The organism is Streptococcus mitis, from assembly GCF_002005545.1.
In the GTDB taxonomy this organism is placed as follows: domain Bacteria; phylum Bacillota; class Bacilli; order Lactobacillales; family Streptococcaceae; genus Streptococcus; species Streptococcus mitis_I.
In genome coordinates this window covers 405,279-422,277 of sequence record NZ_LBMT01000001.1, presented here as the reverse complement: position 1 = coordinate 422,277, position 16,999 = coordinate 405,279, and the positions used below count along the sequence as shown (strand labels likewise).

Here is a 16,999-nt window from a genome sequence, read left to right as displayed (position 1 = left end):
CTAGTATTGTCTTTAAAAGAAGGAGTATCTACGTAATATGAAGAAAAAAATCTTAGCGTCACTTTTATTAAGTACAGTAATGGTTTCTCAAGTAGCTGTTTTAACAACTGCGCATGCAGAAACGACTGATGACAAAATTGCTGCTCAAGATAATAAAATTAGTAACTTAACAGCACAACAACAAGAAGCCCAAAAACAAGTTGACCAAATTCAGGAGCAAGTATCAGCTATTCAAGCTGAGCAATCTAACTTGCAAGCTGAAAATGATAGATTACAAGCAGAATCCAAAAAACTTGAGAGTGAGATTACAGAACTTTCTAAAAACATTGTATCTCGCAATGATTCTTTGGAAAAACAAGCTCGTAGTGCTCAAACAAATGGAGCTGCAACTAGCTACATCAATACGATTGTAAACTCAAAATCAATTACAGAAGCTATTTCACGTGTAGCAGCAATGAATGAAATCGTATCTGCTAACAACAAAATGTTGGAACAACAAAAAGCAGATAAAAAAGCAATTTCTGAGAAGCAAGTGGCAAACAATGACGCAATTAATACAGTAATTGCAAATCAACAGAAATTGTCTGATGATGCGCAAGCTTTAACAACGAAACAAGCTGAGTTGAAGGCTGCAGAATTAAATCTTGCTGCTGAAAAAGCTACAGCAGAAGATGAAAAAGCAAGTTTGCTAGAGAAAAAAGCAGAAGCAGAAGTAGCAGCAAAAGCAGCAGCAGAGGCAGAAGCAGCTTACAAGGCAAAACAAGTAAGTCAACAACAAACAGTTGTTGCTTCTGGAAATACGACTTTTGCAGCACAGGTTCAAGCTGTAGCTTCTTCGGAATCAGCAACATATACTCCTGTGGCAGTCAAACAACGCCCAACATACAGTACAAATGCTTCAAGCTATCCAATTGGAGAATGTACATGGGGAGTTAAAACATTAGCACCTTGGGCTGGAGACTATTGGGGTAATGGAGCGCAGTGGGCTACAAGTGCAGCTGCTGCAGGATTCCGTACAGGTTCAACACCTCAAGTTGGTGCGATTGCATGTTGGAATGATGGTGGCTATGGACACGTAGCGGTAGTCACTGCTGTAGAATCAACAACACGTATCCAAGTTTCAGAATCAAATTATGCTGGTAATCGCACGCTTGGAAATCATCGTGGGTGGTTCAATCCGACAACTACGTCTTCAGGTTTTGTAACATATATTTATGCAGACTAATTACAGAGGGACTCGAATAGAGCCCTCTTTTCAGGTTATACCGTGACAATCCCTATTAAAAATTATATCAAAATAGCTTGAAAATATTGGAAAAGTATGGTAAAATGAAAATTGTCGTGTGAACGATAATACTCATTCTTGATGAATTGTGAAGCAGTTGCCCTTGGGTCGTTTTGCGAGTTGAAGTCAAGAAGAGGAAAAAAACAAAAAGGAGAAATACTCATGGCAGTAATTTCAATGAAACAACTTCTTGAGGCTGGTGTACACTTTGGTCACCAAACTCGTCGCTGGAACCCTAAGATGGCTAAGTACATCTTTACTGAGCGTAACGGAATCCACGTTATCGACTTACAACAAACAGTAAAATACGCTGACCAAGCATACGACTTCATGCGTGATGCAGCAGCTAACGATGCAGTTGTATTGTTCGTTGGTACTAAGAAGCAAGCGGCTGATGCAGTTGCTGAAGAAGCAGTACGTTCAGGTCAATACTTTATTAACCACCGTTGGTTGGGTGGAACTCTTACAAACTGGGGAACAATCCAAAAACGTATCGCTCGTTTGAAAGAAATCAAACGTATGGAAGAAGATGGAACTTTCGAAGTTCTTCCTAAGAAAGAAGTTGCACTTCTTAATAAACAACGTGCACGTCTTGAAAAATTCTTGGGTGGTATCGAAGATATGCCTCGTATCCCAGATGTAATGTATGTAGTTGACCCACATAAAGAGCAAATCGCTGTTAAAGAAGCTAAGAAATTGGGAATCCCAGTTGTAGCGATGGTTGACACAAACACTGATCCAGATGATATCGATGTAATCATCCCAGCTAACGATGATGCTATCCGCGCTGTTAAATTGATCACAGCTAAATTGGCTGACGCCATCATTGAAGGACGTCAAGGTGAAGATGCAGCAGCAGTTGAAGCAGAATTTGCAGCTTCAGAAGCTCAAGCAGATTCAATCGAAGAAATCGTTGAAGTTGTAGAAGGCGACAACGCTTAATTCATATAAATAGTAATTACCTAGGAGGGCGGGGCTTAGCCCGGCTCTCCTATTTTTAAAAAATATAGGAGAATCAAAATGGCAGAAATTACAGCTAAACTTGTAAAAGAGTTACGTGAAAAATCTGGTGCCGGAGTTATGGACGCTAAAAAAGCGCTTGTAGAAACAGACGGTGACATCGAAAAAGCGATTGAATTGCTTCGTGAAAAAGGTATGGCTAAGGCAGCTAAGAAGGCTGACCGTGTTGCTGCAGAAGGTTTGACTGGTGTTTACGTTAACGGTAATGTTGCAGCAGTTATTGAAGTAAATGCTGAAACTGACTTCGTTGCGAAAAACGCTCAATTCGTTGAATTGGTAAATACTACAGCTAAAGTTATTGCTGAAGGAAAACCTGCTAACAATGAAGAAGCTCTTGCTTTGACAATGCCTTCAGGTGAAACTCTTGAAGCAGCTTATGTGTCTGCAACAGCGACTATCGGAGAAAAAATCTCATTCCGTCGCTTTGCTTTGATTGAAAAAACAGATGCACAACACTTCGGAGCATACCAACACAACGGTGGACGTATCGGTGTTATCTCTGTAATCGAAGGTGGAGACGAAGCACTTGCTAAACAAATTTCAATGCACATCGCTGCTATGAAACCAACAGTTCTTTCTTACAAAGAATTGGATGAACAATTCGTTAAAGATGAGTTGGCACAATTGAACCACGTAATCGACCAAGACAACGAAAGCCGTGCAATGGTTAACAAACCAGCTCTTCCACACTTGAAGTATGGATCAAAAGCACAATTGACTGATGAAGTAATCACTCAAGCTGAAGCTGATATCAAAGCTGAGTTAGCTGCAGAAGGAAAACCAGAAAAAATCTGGGACAAAATCATCCCAGGTAAAATGGATCGCTTCATGCTTGATAACACTAAAGTTGACCAAGCTTACACACTTCTTGCACAAGTATACATCATGGATGACAGCAAGACAGTTGAAGCATACCTTGAATCAGTTAACGCCTCAGTAGTTGAGTTCGCTCGCTTTGAAGTTGGTGAAGGTATCGAAAAAGCTGCAAACGACTTCGAAGCTGAAGTTGCAGCTACAATGGCAGCAGCCTTGAATAACTAATAATAAAAAGGAAGCCAAATTGCTTCCTTTTTCTATGCAGTCGATCTTTATAGGGAGATGTTCCTATTTTTAAGCTATAAATAAAAAGCCCTATAATAAGGGCTAAGTGTATTTAGGAGATTACACTTCAAATTCATAGAGTGCTGTAGACAAATAACGTTCGCCGTTATCTGGTGCTAGAGCAAGGACTTTCTTACCTGTACCTAATTTCTTGGCAACTTCAATTGCTCCGTAGATAGCTGCAGCTGAAGAAATCCCTACAAGGAATCCTTCTTTCCCACCAATTTCACGGCCGAGTGCTAGTGCATCGTCTGATGTTACACGAACGATACCATCATAAGCCTTTGTATCCAGTGTATCAGGAATAAATCCAGCTGAGATACCTTGAATTTTGTGTGGTCCAGGTTTTTCACCAGATAGAATAGCAGATTCGTCTGCCTCTACTGCAAAAACTTGAATGTTAGAATTTGCTGTTTTGAGTGCATGAGAAACACCAGAAATCGTTCCACCGGTACCCACTCCAGCAACAAAGGCATCTAGTCCATCTTTACCGAAAGCAGCTAGTATTTCAGCTCCTGTTGTTCTTTCGTGTACTTCTGGATTTGCTGGGTTGTCAAATTGAAGAGGAAGGAAACCATCACGTTCAGCAGCGATTTCTTGAGCCTTAGCAATAGCACCTTTCATTCCTTCGCTACCAGGAGTAAGGACGAGTTCAGCACCATAGGCTTGGATAATCTTACGTCGTTCCACACTCATAGTTTCAGGCATAACGATAACAACTTTATACCCTTTAGCAGCCCCTACCCATGAAAGTCCAATACCAGTGTTTCCACTTGTTGCTTCAACAATAGTAGAACCAGGTTTCAGAATACCGTCTTGTTCAGCTTTTTCAATCATGCTAAGAGCAATACGGTCTTTTACAGAAGAACCAGGGTTAAATGCTTCAAGTTTTACATAGACATCTGCAGCACCTTCTGGCACAATGTTGTTGAGTTTAACAATCGGAGTTTGACCGATTAGTTCAGTAATGTTGTTATAAATAGACATATGAATACCTCTTTGTATAAGATATCTCTAGTATAACGCTATCTATACCATTTGTAAAATATAGAAATCCTATCGAAGTGATAGGATTTTTTTATATCACAGGTCTAAGCCATTAATTTTTAAGCGATTGTGATAGGCTAATTCTAGTAAATAGGTGTAAAGGAGAACGCTATCCGTTTTCTTTTTGAATTGCTTCATTTTCTAGTAGGTTTTGGCAAGCATCTTTTTATGTTGCTAATTAAAGTAGCGGTGAAAATGTCAGTGAAACGCTGCATTATCCATTGTTTACACTAGGTTTACAGGAACCTCAACTTCGCGTAAACCTTGATCAGTTAAAGTGACTTTTCCATTAAAAAATTCCACAAGTGAAGCTTTAATAGTTTCTTTTTCTTCTTTATCAACATAAATCATCGTATCGACTTGATCTGTAAAGTTTGTATCCAGTTCCATGAGATTATGTTCTTTAAGGAAGTTATTATATTCTTGGTACTGAGAGTAAGACATTTGAATAGCAATGCCCGCCTGTTCCTTTATTTCAATGATGCCAATTTCTTTGACAGCTAAGGCAACACTGCCTGCGTAAGCACGAATCAATCCTCCAGCGCCTAACTTAATGCCACCAAAGTAGCGTGTCACGACCACACAGACATTGGTGAGATTGTGATTTTCTAGTACCCCTAGCATGGGAACGCCAGCAGTACCACTGGGCTCACCATCATCACTTGTACGTTTGATTTCACTACGTTCCCCAATAATGAAGGCAGAGCAGTTATGCGTCGCTTTGTAGTGTTCTTTTTTGATGGTGGTAATGAAGTCACGAGCCTCTTCTTCGCTATAAACACGCTTGGCATGACAGATAAAGCGGGATTTTTTGATTTCTTCTTGGACTTGTCCGTCCTCTTTAATTGTTCTAAATTCCATGATTTAATTGTACTAAAAAATCATCTAAAGCGCTAGGTTTTTACGAATAAAGAAGTATGAAAGTAAATCCAAATTATCTCGGTCGTTTGTTTACTGAGAATGAATTAACAGAAGAGGAACGTCAGTTGGCGGAGAAATTTCCAGCAATGAGAAAGGAGAAGGGGAAACTTTTCTGTCAACGTTGTAATAGTATTATTCCAGAGGAATGGTATTTGCCCATCGGTGCTTACTATTGTCGAGAGTGCTTGCTGATGAAGCGAGTCAGGAGTGATCAAGCTTTATACTATTTTCCGCAGGAGGATTTTCTGAAGCAAGATGTTCTTAAATGGAGTGGTAAATTAACTCCTTTTCAAGAGAAGGTATCAGAGGGACTGATTCGAGCAGTAGACAAGCAGGAGCCAACCTTGGTTCACGCTGTAACAGGAGCTGGAAAGACAGAAATGATTTATCAAGTTGTGGCTAAGGTGATTAATAGGGGTGGTGCAGTGTGTTTGGCCAGTCCTCGCATAGATGTTTGTTTGGAGCTGTATAAGCGCCTGCAAAAGGATTTTGCTTGTAAGATAGCCCTCCTACATGGAGAATCGGGACCTTATTTTAGAACACCACTAGTTGTTGCGACAACCCATCAGTTATTAAAATTTTATCAAGCTTTTGATTTACTGATAGTGGATGAAGTAGATGCCTTTCCTTATGTTGACAACCCCACGCTTTACTATGCTGTCAAGAATAGTGTAAAGGAGAATGGGCTGAGAATCTTTTTAACAGCGACTTCGACAGATGAGTTAGATAGGAAAGTCCGTTTAGGAGAATTAAAAAGGTTGAGTTTGCCTATACGATTTCATGGGAATCCATTGATTATTCCAAAACCAGTTTGGTTATCTGATTTTAATCGCTACTTAGATAAGAATCGTTTGTCACCAAAATTAAAGTTTTATATCGAGAAACAGAGAAAGACAGCTTATCCGTTACTCATTTTTGCATCAGAAATTAAGAGAGGGGAACAGTTAAAAGAAATTTTACAGGAGCAATTTCCAAATGAGAAAATTGGATTTGTATCTTCTGTAACAGAGGATAGATTAGAGCAGGTACAAGCATTTCGAGATGGAGAACTGACAATACTTATCAGTACGACGATATTGGAGCGTGGAGTTACCTTTCCTTGCGTGGATGTTTTCGTAGTAGAAGCCAATCATCGTCTGTTTACCAAGTCTAGTTTAATACAGATTGGAGGACGTGTCGGTCGGAGTATGGACAGACCGACAGGAGATTTGCTTTTCTTCCATGATGGGTTAAATGCTTCAATCAAAAAGGCAATTAGGGAAATTCAACAGATGAATAAGGAGGCAGGTCTATGAAGTGTTTGTTATGTGGGCAGGTTATAAAGACTGTTTTAACTTTTAGTAGCCTCTTACTTCTAAGGAATGATGTCTCCTGTCTTTGTTTAGATTGTGATTCTACTTTTGAGAGAATTGAAGAAGAGCACTGTCCAAACTGTATGAAAATAGGATTGTCAACAAAGTGTCAAGATTGTCAATTTTGGTGTAAAGAAGGAGTTGAGGTTAGTCATAGAGCGATTTTTACTTACAATCAAGCTATGAAGGATTTTTTCAGTCGGTATAAGTTTGATGGAGACTTTCTTTTAAGAAAAGTGTTCGCTTCATTTTTAAGTGAGGAGTTAAAAATGTACAAAGAGTATCAATTTGTTGTAATTCCCCTAAGTCCTGATAGATATGCTGATAGAGGATTTAATCAGGTTGAAGGTTTAGTTGAAGCAGCAGACTTTGCGTATCTGGATTTATTAGAAAAGAGAGAAGAGCGAGCTAGTTCTTCTAAAAGTCGCTCAGAGCGTTTGGAGACAGAATCTCCTTTCTTTATTAAAAGTGGAGTCACTATTCCTAAAAAAATCCTACTTATAGATGATATTTATACTACTGGAACAACTATAAATCGTGTGAAGAGATTGCTGGAAGAAGCGGGTGCTGAGGATGTGAAAACATTTTCCCTTGTAAGATGAGGAAAAAATTTGCAAAAATAAAATGAAAGCGTTATAATGAAATCAGAAAAACAAAAATGTTTAGAAAGAAGGTACTCATATGATTAAATATAGTATCCGTGGTGAAAACCTAGAAGTAACAGAAGCAATTCGTGATTATGTAGTTTCTAAACTCGAAAAGATCGAAAAGTATTTTCAAGCTGAACAAGAGTTGGATGCTCGAGTTAACTTGAAGGTGTATCGTGAAAAAACGGCTAAAGTGGAGGTAACGATTCCGCTTGGATCAATTACTCTTCGTGCAGAAGATGTGTCTCAAGATATGTATGGTTCAATTGACCTTGTAACCGATAAAATTGAACGTCAGATTCGTAAAAATAAAACAAAAATCGAGCGTAAAAATAAAAACAAGGTAGCAACTAGTCAATTATTTACAGATGCTTTGGTGGAAGATCCAAATGTTGTCCAGTCTAGAGTTGTTCGTTCAAAACAAATTGATTTAAAACCAATGGATTTGGAAGAAGCTATTCTACAGATGGATTTGTTGGGACATGATTTCTTTATCTATGTGGATGTTGAAGATCAAACAACTAATGTGATTTATCGTCGTGAGGATGGCGAAATTGGTTTGTTAGAAGTTAAAGAATCTTAATTTCAATGTGTGTAAAGGAAGGTTTACTGAATTGTAAACCTCCTTTTTCTTATAATTGATAGAATTACTGATTACACTTTTAAAAAGTCGCTTTTTGGTGGTTATTATGGTATAATGGGTGCCAAGAGGTTTGGAATGAAAAAATTTTATGTAAGTCCTATTTTCCCCTTAATATTAGGAATAGTGGCGTTCGGAGTGCTATCTGTGCAACTTGTTTTTGTAACGAATACACTGGTAACGCTATTTCTTTTGCTACTTATTTTGGGTTCATATATTTTACTATTCATCCATCAGAGAGACTATTACTCAAGGAGTGAAGTAGAACAAATCCAGTATGTAAACCACCAAGCTGAAGAAAGTTTGACAACCTTGTTAGAACAGATGCCTGTCGGAGTTATTAAATTAGACTTATCGTCAGGTGAAGTTGAATGGTTCAATCCTTACGCTGAATTGATTTTAACTAATGAAGTGGGCGAGATTGATGTGGCATTAATTCAAACAATTATCAAGGCATCGGTAGGAAATCCAGGTTCTTATGCTACCTTAGGTGAGACTCGCTATTCGGTTCATATGGACAAGGTGTCTGGAGTTCTTTACTTCTTTGATGTGTCTGGAGAATACGAAGCGACTGTTGAGTTAGTGACGAGTCGACCTGTGATTGGGATTGTTTCTGTTGACAACTATGATGATTTAGAAGATGAAACATCGGAGTCTGATATCAGTCATATCAATAGTTTTGTAGCCAATTTTGTTTCAGAATTTGCTGGTAAACATGCCATGTTCTCCCGTCGAGTAAGTATGGATCGCTTTTATCTATTTACGGACTACACGGTGCTTGAGGGATTGATGAACGATAAATTTTCTGTTATTGATTCTTTCAGAGAAGAGTCGAAACAGAGACAGTTGCCTTTGACCTTAAGTATGGGATTTTCTTATGGTGATGGAAATCATGATGAGATAGGGAAAGTTGCATTGCTCAACTTGAACTTGGCTGAAGTGCGTGGTGGCGACCAGGTGGTTGTCAAGGAGAATGACGAAACGAAAAATCCAGTTTATTTTGGTGGTGGGTCTGCTGCCTCAATCAAACGTACACGGACTCGTACGCGTGCTATGATGACGGCTATTTCAGATAAGATTCGTAGTGTGGATCAGGTTTTTGTAGTTGGTCACAAAAATCTGGATATGGATGCTTTGGGTTCTGCTGTAGGTATGCAGTTATTTGCCAGCAATGTGACTCAAAATAGCTATGCTCTTTACGATGAAGAACAAATGTCGCCGGATATAGAACGAGCTGTTTCATTCTTAGAAAAAGAAGGAGTTACAAAGTTGTTGTCTGTTAAGGATGCAATGGGGATGGTGACCAATCGTTCTTTGTTGATTCTTGTAGACCATTCAAAGACAGCTCTAACTTTATCAAAAGATTTTTATGATTTATTTACCCAAACCATCGTCATTGACCACCATCGAAGGGATCAGGATTTTCCAGATAATGCGGTTATTACTTATATCGAAAGTGGTGCAAGTAGTGCCAGTGAGTTGGTAACGGAATTGATTCAGTTCCAGAATTCTAAGAAAAATCGTTTGAGTCGTATGCAGGCCAGTGTTTTGATGGCTGGTATGATGTTGGATACTAAGAATTTTACCTCACGAGTGACTAGTCGGACATTTGATGTTGCTAGCTATCTCAGAACGAGAGGAAGTGATAGTATTGCTATCCAAGAAATTGCTGCGACAGATTTTGAAGAATATCGTGAGGTCAATGAACTGATTTTACAGGGGCGTAAATTAGGTTCAGATGTATTGATAGCAGAGGCTACGGACTCGAAATGCTATGATACAGTTGTTATTAGTAAGGCAGCAGATGCCATGTTAGCTATGTCAGGTATTGAAGCGAGTTTTGTTCTTGCGAAGAATACACAAGGGTTTATCTCTATCTCAGCTCGCAGTCGTAGTAAACTGAATGTACAACGGATTATGGAAGAGTTAGGCGGTGGAGGCCACTTTAATTTGGCAGCAGCTCAAATTAAGGATTTAACCTTGTCAGAAGCAGGTGAAAAACTGACAGAAATTGTATTAAATGAAATAAAGGAAAAGGAGAAAGAAGAATGAAAGTAATCTTTTTAGCAGATGTTAAAGGGAAAGGTAAAAAAGGCGAAATTAAGGAAGTACCAACAGGGTACGCACAAAACTTTCTTATCAAAAAGAATCTAGCAAAAGAAGCAACTGCTCAAGCTGTAGGTGAACTTCGTGGTAAACAAAAATCAGAAGAGAAAGCTCACGCTGAGATGATTGCAGAAGCAAAAGCAATTAAAGCACAACTTGAAGCAGAAGAAACGGTTGTAGAATTTGTTGAAAAAGTTGGTCCAGATGGCCGTACCTTTGGTTCTATTACCAATAAGAAGATTGCAGAAGAATTGCAAAAGCAATTTGGAATTAAGATTGATAAACGTCATATTCAAGTACAAGCTCCGATTCGAGCAGTTGGTTTGATTGATGTACCAGTGAAAATCTATCAAGATATCACAAGTGTAATCAATCTTCGTGTGAAGGAAGGATAAGTTTACACCTTCTTGACAAGATTGTAAAAGGAAGGGAAGTCTGATGGCAGAAGTAGAAGAGTTACGAGTACAACCTCAAGATATCTTAGCTGAGCAATCCGTTTTAGGGGCTATCTTTATTGACGAGAGTAAGCTTGTTTTTGTGCGAGAATATATTGAGTCTCGGGACTTTTTTAAGTATGCCCATCGTTTGATTTTCCAAGCTATGGTTGACTTATCCGATCGTGGCGATGCTATAGATGCAACAACGGTTCGTACCATTCTTGATAATCAAGGTGATTTACAGAATATTGGTGGCCTGTCTTACTTGGTTGAGATTGTCAATTCTGTGCCAACTTCTGCTAATGCGGAGTATTATGCTAAGATTGTTGCAGAAAAAGCAATGCTACGGCGATTAATCGCCAAGTTGACAGAGTCTGTCAATCAAGCTTACGAGGCTTCGCAACCAGCTGATGAAATTATTGCTCAGGCAGAAAAAGGCCTGATTGATGTCAGTGAAAATGCTAATCGAAGTGGATTTAAGAATATTCGAGATGTGTTGAATATCAACTTTGGAAATCTGGAAGCTCGCTCGCAACAAACGACCGATATTACAGGGATTGCGACAGGCTATCGTGACTTGGATCATATGACGACTGGTCTGCATGAAGAGGAGTTGATTATCTTAGCAGCCCGTCCAGCGGTTGGTAAGACAGCCTTTGCCTTGAATATTGCACAGAATATTGGGACCAAGTTGGACAAAACGGTTGCTATCTTTTCGCTCGAAATGGGTGCGGAAAGTCTAGTGGATCGTATGTTGGCGGCAGAAGGTTTGGTAGAATCGCATTCTATCCGTACGGGTCAATTGACTGATGAGGAGTGGCAAAAATATACCATTGCTCAAGGGAATTTAGCGAATGCAAGTATCTATATCGATGATACACCAGGGATTCGAATCACGGAAATTCGTTCTCGCTCACGCAAACTTGCTCAAGAAACTGGAAATCTTGGTTTGATTTTGATAGACTATTTGCAGCTTATCACGGGAACTGGTCGGGAAAATCGTCAACAAGAGGTTTCAGAAATTTCACGTCAGTTGAAAATCCTAGCCAAGGAACTGAAAGTTCCAGTAATTGCTCTAAGTCAGCTTTCTCGTGGTGTAGAACAACGTCAGGATAAGAGACCGGTCTTGTCTGATATTCGTGAATCTGGGTCTATTGAGCAGGACGCTGATATCGTAGCCTTTCTTTATCGCGACGATTACTATGAGCGTGGTGGTGAAGAAGAGGAAGGCATACCAAATAATAAGGTAGAAGTTATTATCGAGAAAAACCGTAGTGGAGCTCGTGGAACGGTGGAATTAATTTTCCAAAAAGAATACAATAAATTTTCAAGTATCTCAAAGAGGGAGGAAGTAAGATGACAGATGCATTTACAGATGTAGCTAAGATGAAAAAAATTAAAGAGGAGATCAAGGCGCATGAGGGTCATGTAATTGAAATGACTTTGGAAAATGGACGTAAGCGCCAAAAAAATAGATTGGGTAAGCTAATTGAAGTTTATCCATCCCTATTTATCGTGGAATTTGGGAATGTTGAAGGAGATAAACAAGCTAATGTTTACGTTGAATCCTTTACTTACTCAGATATCCTTACGGAAAAGAATTTGATTCATTATTTGGACTAAAGTGAGAAATTTTCTCACTTTTTCTTTTTTCTCCGAATAGTTTAAGTGAAGGTAATCTTCAATTTATATTATTTTTCAAGGAGGAAGAATGAAAGTTTTACCATTCAAAGTAACAGAGACAGGATTTTCTTTGAGAAAATCAGTTAAAAAGGTTGTTCCTTTTTTAGCAGTAGGATTGATGCTAGTAGCGAGTGATAGTGTATATGCCTATTCTGGAGGAAATGGATCGATTGCGCGTGGAGATGATTATCCTGCCTATTATAAAAATGGGAGTCAGGAAATTGATAAGTGGCGCATGTACTCTCGTCAGTGTACTTCATTTGCAGCCTTTCGCTTGAGTAGTGTCAATGGTTTTGAGATTCCAGGAGCTTATGGAAATGCGAATGAATGGGGGCATCGTGCTCGTCGTGAAGGCTATCGTGTAGATAGTGTACCAACGATTGGATCTATTGCTTGGTCTACTGCAGGAGGATATGGTCATGTTGCCTGGGTTTCAAATGTAATGGGGGATAATATAGAAATTGAGGAATACAACTATGGTTATACAGGATCCTACAATAAACGAATTATAAAAGCGAATACAATGGCAGGATTTATTCATTTTAAAGATTTGGATGGAGGGAATGTCGTAAGTAGTAGCAACGTATTCAATAGTCAACCTTTGTCTTCTTCAGGAGGAACACATTATTTTAAGAATAAGGTAGCTATTAAAAATCAACCTTTAGCTAGTGCAACTTCAATTGCCTATTATTCTCCAGGTGAGAGTGTTCATTATGATCAGATACTTGAAAAAGATGGATACAAGTGGTTGAGTTATATATCTTATAGTGGAAGTCGTCGTTATATTCAGTTAGAGGAGGTTGCGTCATCGCAGAATCAAACAGAAGGTAGTTCCAATGATGTTCTGACTGTTGGTTGGAAAAAAATAAATGGTAGTTGGTATCATTTCAAATCAAATGGTTCTAAATCAACGGGATGGTTGAAAGATGGTTCTAGCTGGTATTATTTGAAATCATCTGGTGAAATGCAGACAGGATGGTTAAAGGAAAATGGTCTGTGGTACTATTTGGATAGTTCAGGGGCAATGAAAACAGGCTGGTATCAAGTTTCTGGTAAGTGGTATTATTCTTACTCTTCAGGTGCCTTAGCTGTTAATACGACGGTGGATGGCTACAGAGTAAATAGTGATGGAGAACGAGTATAGAAAATTGGAGTAGGAAGTTTTTCCTGCTCTTTTCTGTAAGCAGTTTCCTTGACATTTTTTTTGTTTTGCGCTATCATATGTCCATATAATATATGGGAGTCTGTGTACAGTCTGAGAGGAAGTGTTAAACTTCGACCGCACCTGATCTGGGTAATGCCAGCGTAGGGAACGATACTTAGTCTATTCTTGACCTTTTCCATATATGGCAAAGGTTTTTCTTTTTGTCAAAGGAAAACGAGAAGAGGAGGTTTTTATGAAAGCAAGCATTGCCTTGCAAGTTTTACCCCTAGCACAGGGGATTGATCGGATTGCTGTTATCGATCAAGTCATTGCTTACCTGCAAGCTCAAGAAGTGATCATGGTGGTGACACCATTTGAAACGGTCTTGGAAGGGGAGTTTGATGAGCTCATGCGTATTCTCAAAGAAGCGCTGGAAGTGGCAGGGCAGGAGGCAGATAATGTCTTTGCCAATGTCAAAATAAATGTAGGAGAGATTTTAAGTATTGATGAGAAGCTTGAAAAGTATACTGAGACGACACATTAGTCTATTGGGTTTTCTGGGAGTCTTGTCAATCTGGCAGTTAGCAGGTTTGTTTAAACTTCTCCCCAAGTTTATCCTGCCGACACCTCTTGAGATCCTCCAGGCCTTTGTGCGTGATAGAGAATTTCTCTGGCACCATAGCTGGGCAACCTTGAGAGTGGCTTTATTGGGTCTAATTTTGGGAGTCTTGATTGCCTGTCTCATGGCTGTGCTCATGGATAGTTTGACTTGGCTCAATGACCTGATTTACCCTATGATGGTGGTCGTTCAGACTATCCCGACTATTGCCATAGCTCCTATCTTGGTCTTGTGGCTAGGTTATGGGATTTTGCCCAAGATTGTCTTGATTATCTTGACGACTACCTTTCCTATCATCGTCAGCATTTTGGACGGTTTTAGGCATTGCGACAAGGATATGCTGACCTTGTTTAGTCTGATGCGGGCCAAGCCTTGGCAAATCCTGTGGCATTTTAAAATTCCAGTCAGCCTGCCTTACTTTTATGCAGGTCTGAGGGTCAGTGTCTCCTACGCCTTTATCACAACAGTGGTATCTGAGTGGTTGGGAGGCTTTGAAGGACTAGGTGTCTACATGATTCAGTCCAAGAAACTGTTTCAGTATGATACCATGTTTGCTATTATTATTCTGGTATCGATTATCAGTCTTCTTGGTATGAAGTTGGTCGATATCAGCGAGAAATATGTGATTAAATGGAAACGTTCGTAGAATTAGAATGTTTCAAAAAAGAAAAGAGGAAATCAAAATGAAGAAAACATGGAAAGTGTTTTTAACGCTTGTGACAGCTCTTGTAGCTGTTGTGCTTGTAGCTTGTGGCCAAGGAACTGCTTCTAAGGATAACAAAGAGGCAGAACTCAAGAAAATTGACTTTATCCTAGACTGGACACCAAATACCAACCACACAGGGCTTTATGTTGCTAAGGAAAAAGGTTATTTCAAAGAAGCTGGAGTGGATGTTGATTTGAAATTGCCACCAGAAGAAAGTTCTTCTGACTTGGTTATTAACGGTAAGGCACCATTTGCAGTCTATTTCCAAGACTACATGGCTAAAAAATTGGAAAAAGGGGCAGGAATTACTGCTGTTGCAGCTATCGTAGAACACAATACATCAGGAATCATTTCTCGTAAATCTGACAATGTAGCTAGTCCAAAGGACTTGGTTGGTAAGAAATACGGAACTTGGAATGACCCAACTGAACTTGCTATGTTGAAAACCTTAGTAGAATCTCAAGGTGGAGACTTTGAAAAAGTTGAAAAAGTACCAAACAACGACTCAAACTCAATCACACCGATTGCCAATGGCGTTTTTGATACTGCTTGGATCTACTACGGTTGGGATGGAATTCTTGCTAAATCTCAAGGTGTAGAGGCTAACTTCATGTATTTGAAAGACTACGTCAAGGAGTTTGACTACTATTCACCAGTTATCATCGCAAACAACGACTATTTGAAAGATAATAAAGAAGAAGCTCGTAAAGTCATCCAAGCTATCAAAAAAGGCTACCAATATGCTATGGAGCATCCGGAAGAAGCAGCTGATATTCTCATCAAGAATGCACCTGAACTCAAGGAAAAACGTGACTTTGTCATCGAATCTCAAAAATACTTGTCAAAAGAATACGCAAGCGACAAGGAAAAATGGGGTCAATTTGATGCAGCTCGCTGGAACGCCTTCTACAAATGGGATAAAGAAAATGGTATCCTTAAAGAAGACTTGACAGACAAAGGCTTTACCAACGAATTTGTGAAATAATGACAGAAATAAGACTAGAACACGTCAGTTATGCCTATGGTCAGGAGAGGATTTTAGAGGACATCAATCTGAAAGTCACTTCAGGTGAAGTGGTTTCCATCCTAGGCCCAAGTGGTGTTGGAAAGACCACCCTCTTTAATCTAATCGCTGGGATTTTAGAAGTTCAGTCAGGGAGAATTGTCCTTGATGGTGAAGAAAATCCCAAGGGGAGCGTGAGTTATATGTTGCAAAAGGATCTGCTCTTGGAGCACAAGACGGTGCTTGGCAATATCATCCTGCCCCTCTTGATTCAAAAAGTGGATAAGGCAGAAGCTATTGCCCGAGCGGATGAAATTCTTGCGACCTTCCAGTTGACAGCTGTACGAGACAAGTATCCTCATGAACTTAGTGGGGGGATGCGTCAGCGTGTGGCCTTGCTTCGTACCTATCTTTTTGGGCACAAGCTCTTTCTCTTGGATGAGGCCTTTAGTGCCTTGGATGAGATGACCAAGATGGAACTCCACGCTTGGTACCTTGAAATTCACAAGCAGTTACAGCTAACAACCTTGATTATTACTCACAGTATCGAGGAGGCCCTTAATCTCAGCGATCGCATCTATATCTTGAAAAATCGCCCTGGGCAGATTGTTTCAGAAATTAAACTAGATTGGTCTGAAGATGAAGACAAGGAAGTTCAAAAGATTGCCTACAAACGTCAAATCTTAGCAGAATTAGGCTTAGAATAAGTAGAAAAATAGGGAGTTGGTGAAGATTATCCTTTACCGGCGCCCTTTTTCTTTTAAAAATGAGAAAATTTCGGTATAATAGTCAAAGATAGTCAAGGTTTAAAGAGAGAGGTGGGTTTGTAATGAGATTTAAAAATACATCGGATCATATTGAGGCCTACATCAAGGCGATTTTAGATCAGTCTGGAATTGTGGAGTTGCAACGGAGTCAGTTGGCAGATACCTTTCAGGTTGTTCCTAGTCAGATTAACTATGTGATCAAGACACGCTTTACGGAAAGTAGAGGCTACTTGGTTGAAAGTAAGCGTGGTGGCGGAGGCTACATTCGTATAGGACGGATTGAGTTTTCTAGTCATCATGAAATGCTCAGGGAGCTACTTTACTCAATTGGTGAGCGGGTCAGTCAAGAAATTTATGAGGATATTCTCCAGCTTTTGGTTGAGCAGGAATTGATGACCAAGCAGGAGATGAATTTGCTGGTAGCAGTAGTTTTGGATCGCGTTCTAGGAGAAGAAGCTCCAGTTGTTCGTGCAAACATGCTACGACAGGTCATACAAGAGGTAGATAGAAAAGGGAAGTAA

At 39.5% G+C, this 16,999-nt stretch carries 18 protein-coding genes, 1 pseudogene and 1 riboswitch; of the genes and pseudogenes, 16 read left to right on the top strand and 3 right to left on the bottom strand.

Annotated elements, in window-relative coordinates; genetic code table 11:
* Positions 1–37 precede the first annotated feature (37 nt).
* The 3 genes from pcsB to tsf all read left to right on the top strand — a co-directional run bounded on the left by pcsB (position 38) and on the right by tsf (position 3,346).
* On the top strand, positions 38–1,225 hold the full coding sequence (gene pcsB, locus QS39_RS02035) for a peptidoglycan hydrolase PcsB (RefSeq protein ID WP_000727020.1): 1,188 nt from the start codon (positions 38–40) through the stop codon (positions 1,223–1,225).
* Between the two features lie 222 nt (positions 1,226–1,447).
* Positions 1,448–2,227 (top strand): 30S ribosomal protein S2, encoded by a 780-nt coding sequence (gene rpsB, locus QS39_RS02030; protein WP_000268459.1) that lies wholly within the window; start codon positions 1,448–1,450, stop codon positions 2,225–2,227.
* Positions 2,228–2,305: 78 nt separating this feature from the next.
* Complete coding sequence (gene tsf / locus QS39_RS02025; protein ID WP_077804492.1) at positions 2,306–3,346, top strand: translation elongation factor Ts; 1,041 nt, start codon at positions 2,306–2,308, stop codon at positions 3,344–3,346.
* Between the two features lie 120 nt (positions 3,347–3,466).
* Here tsf and cysK read toward each other — a convergent pair whose 3' ends face one another.
* From cysK to QS39_RS02015, 3 genes and pseudogenes are all read right to left on the bottom strand, one after another.
* The gene (gene cysK, locus QS39_RS02020; RefSeq protein WP_077804491.1) at positions 3,467–4,393 is read right to left on the bottom strand and encodes a cysteine synthase A; all 927 of its coding nucleotides are present in this window, start codon (positions 4,391–4,393) and stop codon (positions 3,467–3,469) included.
* A gap of 96 nt (positions 4,394–4,489) precedes the next feature.
* Positions 4,490–4,585 (bottom strand): annotated as a pseudogene (locus QS39_RS11230) (PH domain-containing protein); the annotation flags it as partial.
* Between the two features lie 93 nt (positions 4,586–4,678).
* A complete protein-coding gene (locus QS39_RS02015; protein ID WP_077804490.1) occupies positions 4,679–5,314 on the bottom strand; it encodes a YigZ family protein in 636 nt (211 codons plus the stop codon).
* 56 nt (positions 5,315–5,370) lie between these two features.
* Between QS39_RS02015 and QS39_RS02010 the strand changes: the two genes are divergently transcribed.
* The 13 genes from QS39_RS02010 to QS39_RS01950 all read left to right on the top strand — a co-directional run bounded on the left by QS39_RS02010 (position 5,371) and on the right by QS39_RS01950 (position 16,999).
* Positions 5,371–6,669 carry an ATP-dependent helicase ComFA gene (locus tag QS39_RS02010; RefSeq protein WP_077804489.1) on the top strand — a complete coding sequence of 433 codons (1,299 nt, stop codon included), beginning with the start codon at positions 5,371–5,373 and terminating at the stop codon, positions 6,667–6,669.
* Positions 6,666–7,328, top strand: a complete 663-nt coding sequence (locus QS39_RS02005; protein WP_033678763.1) for a ComF family protein — start codon at positions 6,666–6,668, stop codon at positions 7,326–7,328. Before QS39_RS02010 ends, QS39_RS02005 begins: the two co-directional genes overlap by 4 nt.
* A gap of 79 nt (positions 7,329–7,407) precedes the next feature.
* Positions 7,408–7,956, top strand: a complete 549-nt coding sequence (gene hpf / locus QS39_RS02000) for a ribosome hibernation-promoting factor, HPF/YfiA family (RefSeq protein WP_000599100.1) — start codon at positions 7,408–7,410, stop codon at positions 7,954–7,956.
* 135 nt (positions 7,957–8,091) lie between these two features.
* A complete protein-coding gene (locus tag QS39_RS01995; protein WP_033678760.1) occupies positions 8,092–10,065 on the top strand; it encodes a DHH family phosphoesterase in 1,974 nt (657 codons plus the stop codon).
* Positions 10,062–10,514, top strand: coding sequence for a 50S ribosomal protein L9 (gene rplI, locus QS39_RS01990; RefSeq protein ID WP_000864214.1), 453 nt, complete (start codon positions 10,062–10,064; stop codon positions 10,512–10,514). Before QS39_RS01995 ends, rplI begins: the two co-directional genes overlap by 4 nt.
* A gap of 43 nt (positions 10,515–10,557) precedes the next feature.
* Positions 10,558–11,916: a replicative DNA helicase gene (gene dnaB, locus QS39_RS01985; RefSeq protein ID WP_077804488.1), complete on the top strand. Its 1,359-nt coding sequence runs from the start codon at positions 10,558–10,560 to the stop codon at positions 11,914–11,916.
* A complete protein-coding gene (locus tag QS39_RS01980; RefSeq protein WP_000128619.1) occupies positions 11,913–12,179 on the top strand; it encodes a Veg family protein in 267 nt (88 codons plus the stop codon). Before dnaB ends, QS39_RS01980 begins: the two co-directional genes overlap by 4 nt.
* Positions 12,180–12,267: 88 nt before the next feature.
* Positions 12,268–13,383 (top strand): choline binding-anchored murein hydrolase CbpD, encoded by a 1,116-nt coding sequence (cbpD, locus tag QS39_RS01975; RefSeq protein ID WP_077804487.1) that lies wholly within the window; start codon positions 12,268–12,270, stop codon positions 13,381–13,383.
* A gap of 82 nt (positions 13,384–13,465) precedes the next feature.
* A riboswitch (TPP riboswitch) is annotated at positions 13,466–13,568 on the top strand.
* A gap of 68 nt (positions 13,569–13,636) precedes the next feature.
* Positions 13,637–13,927 carry a thiamine-binding protein gene (locus tag QS39_RS01970; RefSeq protein WP_077804486.1) on the top strand — a complete coding sequence of 97 codons (291 nt, stop codon included), beginning with the start codon at positions 13,637–13,639 and terminating at the stop codon, positions 13,925–13,927.
* Positions 13,890–14,648, top strand: coding sequence for an ABC transporter permease (locus QS39_RS01965; protein ID WP_180374982.1), 759 nt, complete (start codon positions 13,890–13,892; stop codon positions 14,646–14,648). Before QS39_RS01970 ends, QS39_RS01965 begins: the two co-directional genes overlap by 38 nt.
* 37 nt (positions 14,649–14,685) lie before the next feature.
* Positions 14,686–15,693, top strand: coding sequence for an ABC transporter substrate-binding protein (locus tag QS39_RS01960; protein ID WP_061864811.1), 1,008 nt, complete (start codon positions 14,686–14,688; stop codon positions 15,691–15,693).
* Positions 15,693–16,418, top strand: coding sequence for an ABC transporter ATP-binding protein (locus tag QS39_RS01955; RefSeq protein WP_077804484.1), 726 nt, complete (start codon positions 15,693–15,695; stop codon positions 16,416–16,418). The genes QS39_RS01960 and QS39_RS01955 overlap by 1 nt, the downstream gene beginning before the upstream one ends.
* 122 nt (positions 16,419–16,540) lie before the next feature.
* Positions 16,541–16,999 carry a CtsR family transcriptional regulator gene (locus QS39_RS01950; RefSeq protein ID WP_077804483.1) on the top strand — a complete coding sequence of 153 codons (459 nt, stop codon included), beginning with the start codon at positions 16,541–16,543 and terminating at the stop codon, positions 16,997–16,999.

What these genes read in the sequence shown, in the direction of transcription:
- pcsB (WP_000727020.1), top strand. Translation starts at nt 38, where the DNA reads ATGAAGAAAAAAATCTTAGCGTCACTTTTATTAAGTACAGTAATGGTT.
- rpsB (WP_000268459.1), top strand. Translation starts at nt 1,448, where the DNA reads ATGGCAGTAATTTCAATGAAACAACTTCTTGAGGCTGGTGTACACTTT.
- tsf (WP_077804492.1), top strand. Translation starts at nt 2,306, where the DNA reads ATGGCAGAAATTACAGCTAAACTTGTAAAAGAGTTACGTGAAAAATCT.
- cysK (WP_077804491.1), bottom strand. Translation starts at nt 4,393, where the DNA reads ATGTCTATTTATAACAACATTACTGAACTAATCGGTCAAACTCCGATT.
- QS39_RS02015 (WP_077804490.1), bottom strand. Translation starts at nt 5,314, where the DNA reads ATGGAATTTAGAACAATTAAAGAGGACGGACAAGTCCAAGAAGAAATC.
- QS39_RS02010 (WP_077804489.1), top strand. Translation starts at nt 5,371, where the DNA reads ATGAAAGTAAATCCAAATTATCTCGGTCGTTTGTTTACTGAGAATGAA.
- QS39_RS02005 (WP_033678763.1), top strand. Translation starts at nt 6,666, where the DNA reads ATGAAGTGTTTGTTATGTGGGCAGGTTATAAAGACTGTTTTAACTTTT.
- hpf (WP_000599100.1), top strand. Translation starts at nt 7,408, where the DNA reads ATGATTAAATATAGTATCCGTGGTGAAAACCTAGAAGTAACAGAAGCA.
- QS39_RS01995 (WP_033678760.1), top strand. Translation starts at nt 8,092, where the DNA reads ATGAAAAAATTTTATGTAAGTCCTATTTTCCCCTTAATATTAGGAATA.
- rplI (WP_000864214.1), top strand. Translation starts at nt 10,062, where the DNA reads ATGAAAGTAATCTTTTTAGCAGATGTTAAAGGGAAAGGTAAAAAAGGC.
- dnaB (WP_077804488.1), top strand. Translation starts at nt 10,558, where the DNA reads ATGGCAGAAGTAGAAGAGTTACGAGTACAACCTCAAGATATCTTAGCT.
- QS39_RS01980 (WP_000128619.1), top strand. Translation starts at nt 11,913, where the DNA reads ATGACAGATGCATTTACAGATGTAGCTAAGATGAAAAAAATTAAAGAG.
- cbpD (WP_077804487.1), top strand. Translation starts at nt 12,268, where the DNA reads ATGAAAGTTTTACCATTCAAAGTAACAGAGACAGGATTTTCTTTGAGA.
- QS39_RS01970 (WP_077804486.1), top strand. Translation starts at nt 13,637, where the DNA reads ATGAAAGCAAGCATTGCCTTGCAAGTTTTACCCCTAGCACAGGGGATT.
- QS39_RS01965 (WP_180374982.1), top strand. Translation starts at nt 13,890, where the DNA reads ATGAGAAGCTTGAAAAGTATACTGAGACGACACATTAGTCTATTGGGT.
- QS39_RS01960 (WP_061864811.1), top strand. Translation starts at nt 14,686, where the DNA reads ATGAAGAAAACATGGAAAGTGTTTTTAACGCTTGTGACAGCTCTTGTA.
- QS39_RS01955 (WP_077804484.1), top strand. Translation starts at nt 15,693, where the DNA reads ATGACAGAAATAAGACTAGAACACGTCAGTTATGCCTATGGTCAGGAG.
- QS39_RS01950 (WP_077804483.1), top strand. Translation starts at nt 16,541, where the DNA reads ATGAGATTTAAAAATACATCGGATCATATTGAGGCCTACATCAAGGCG.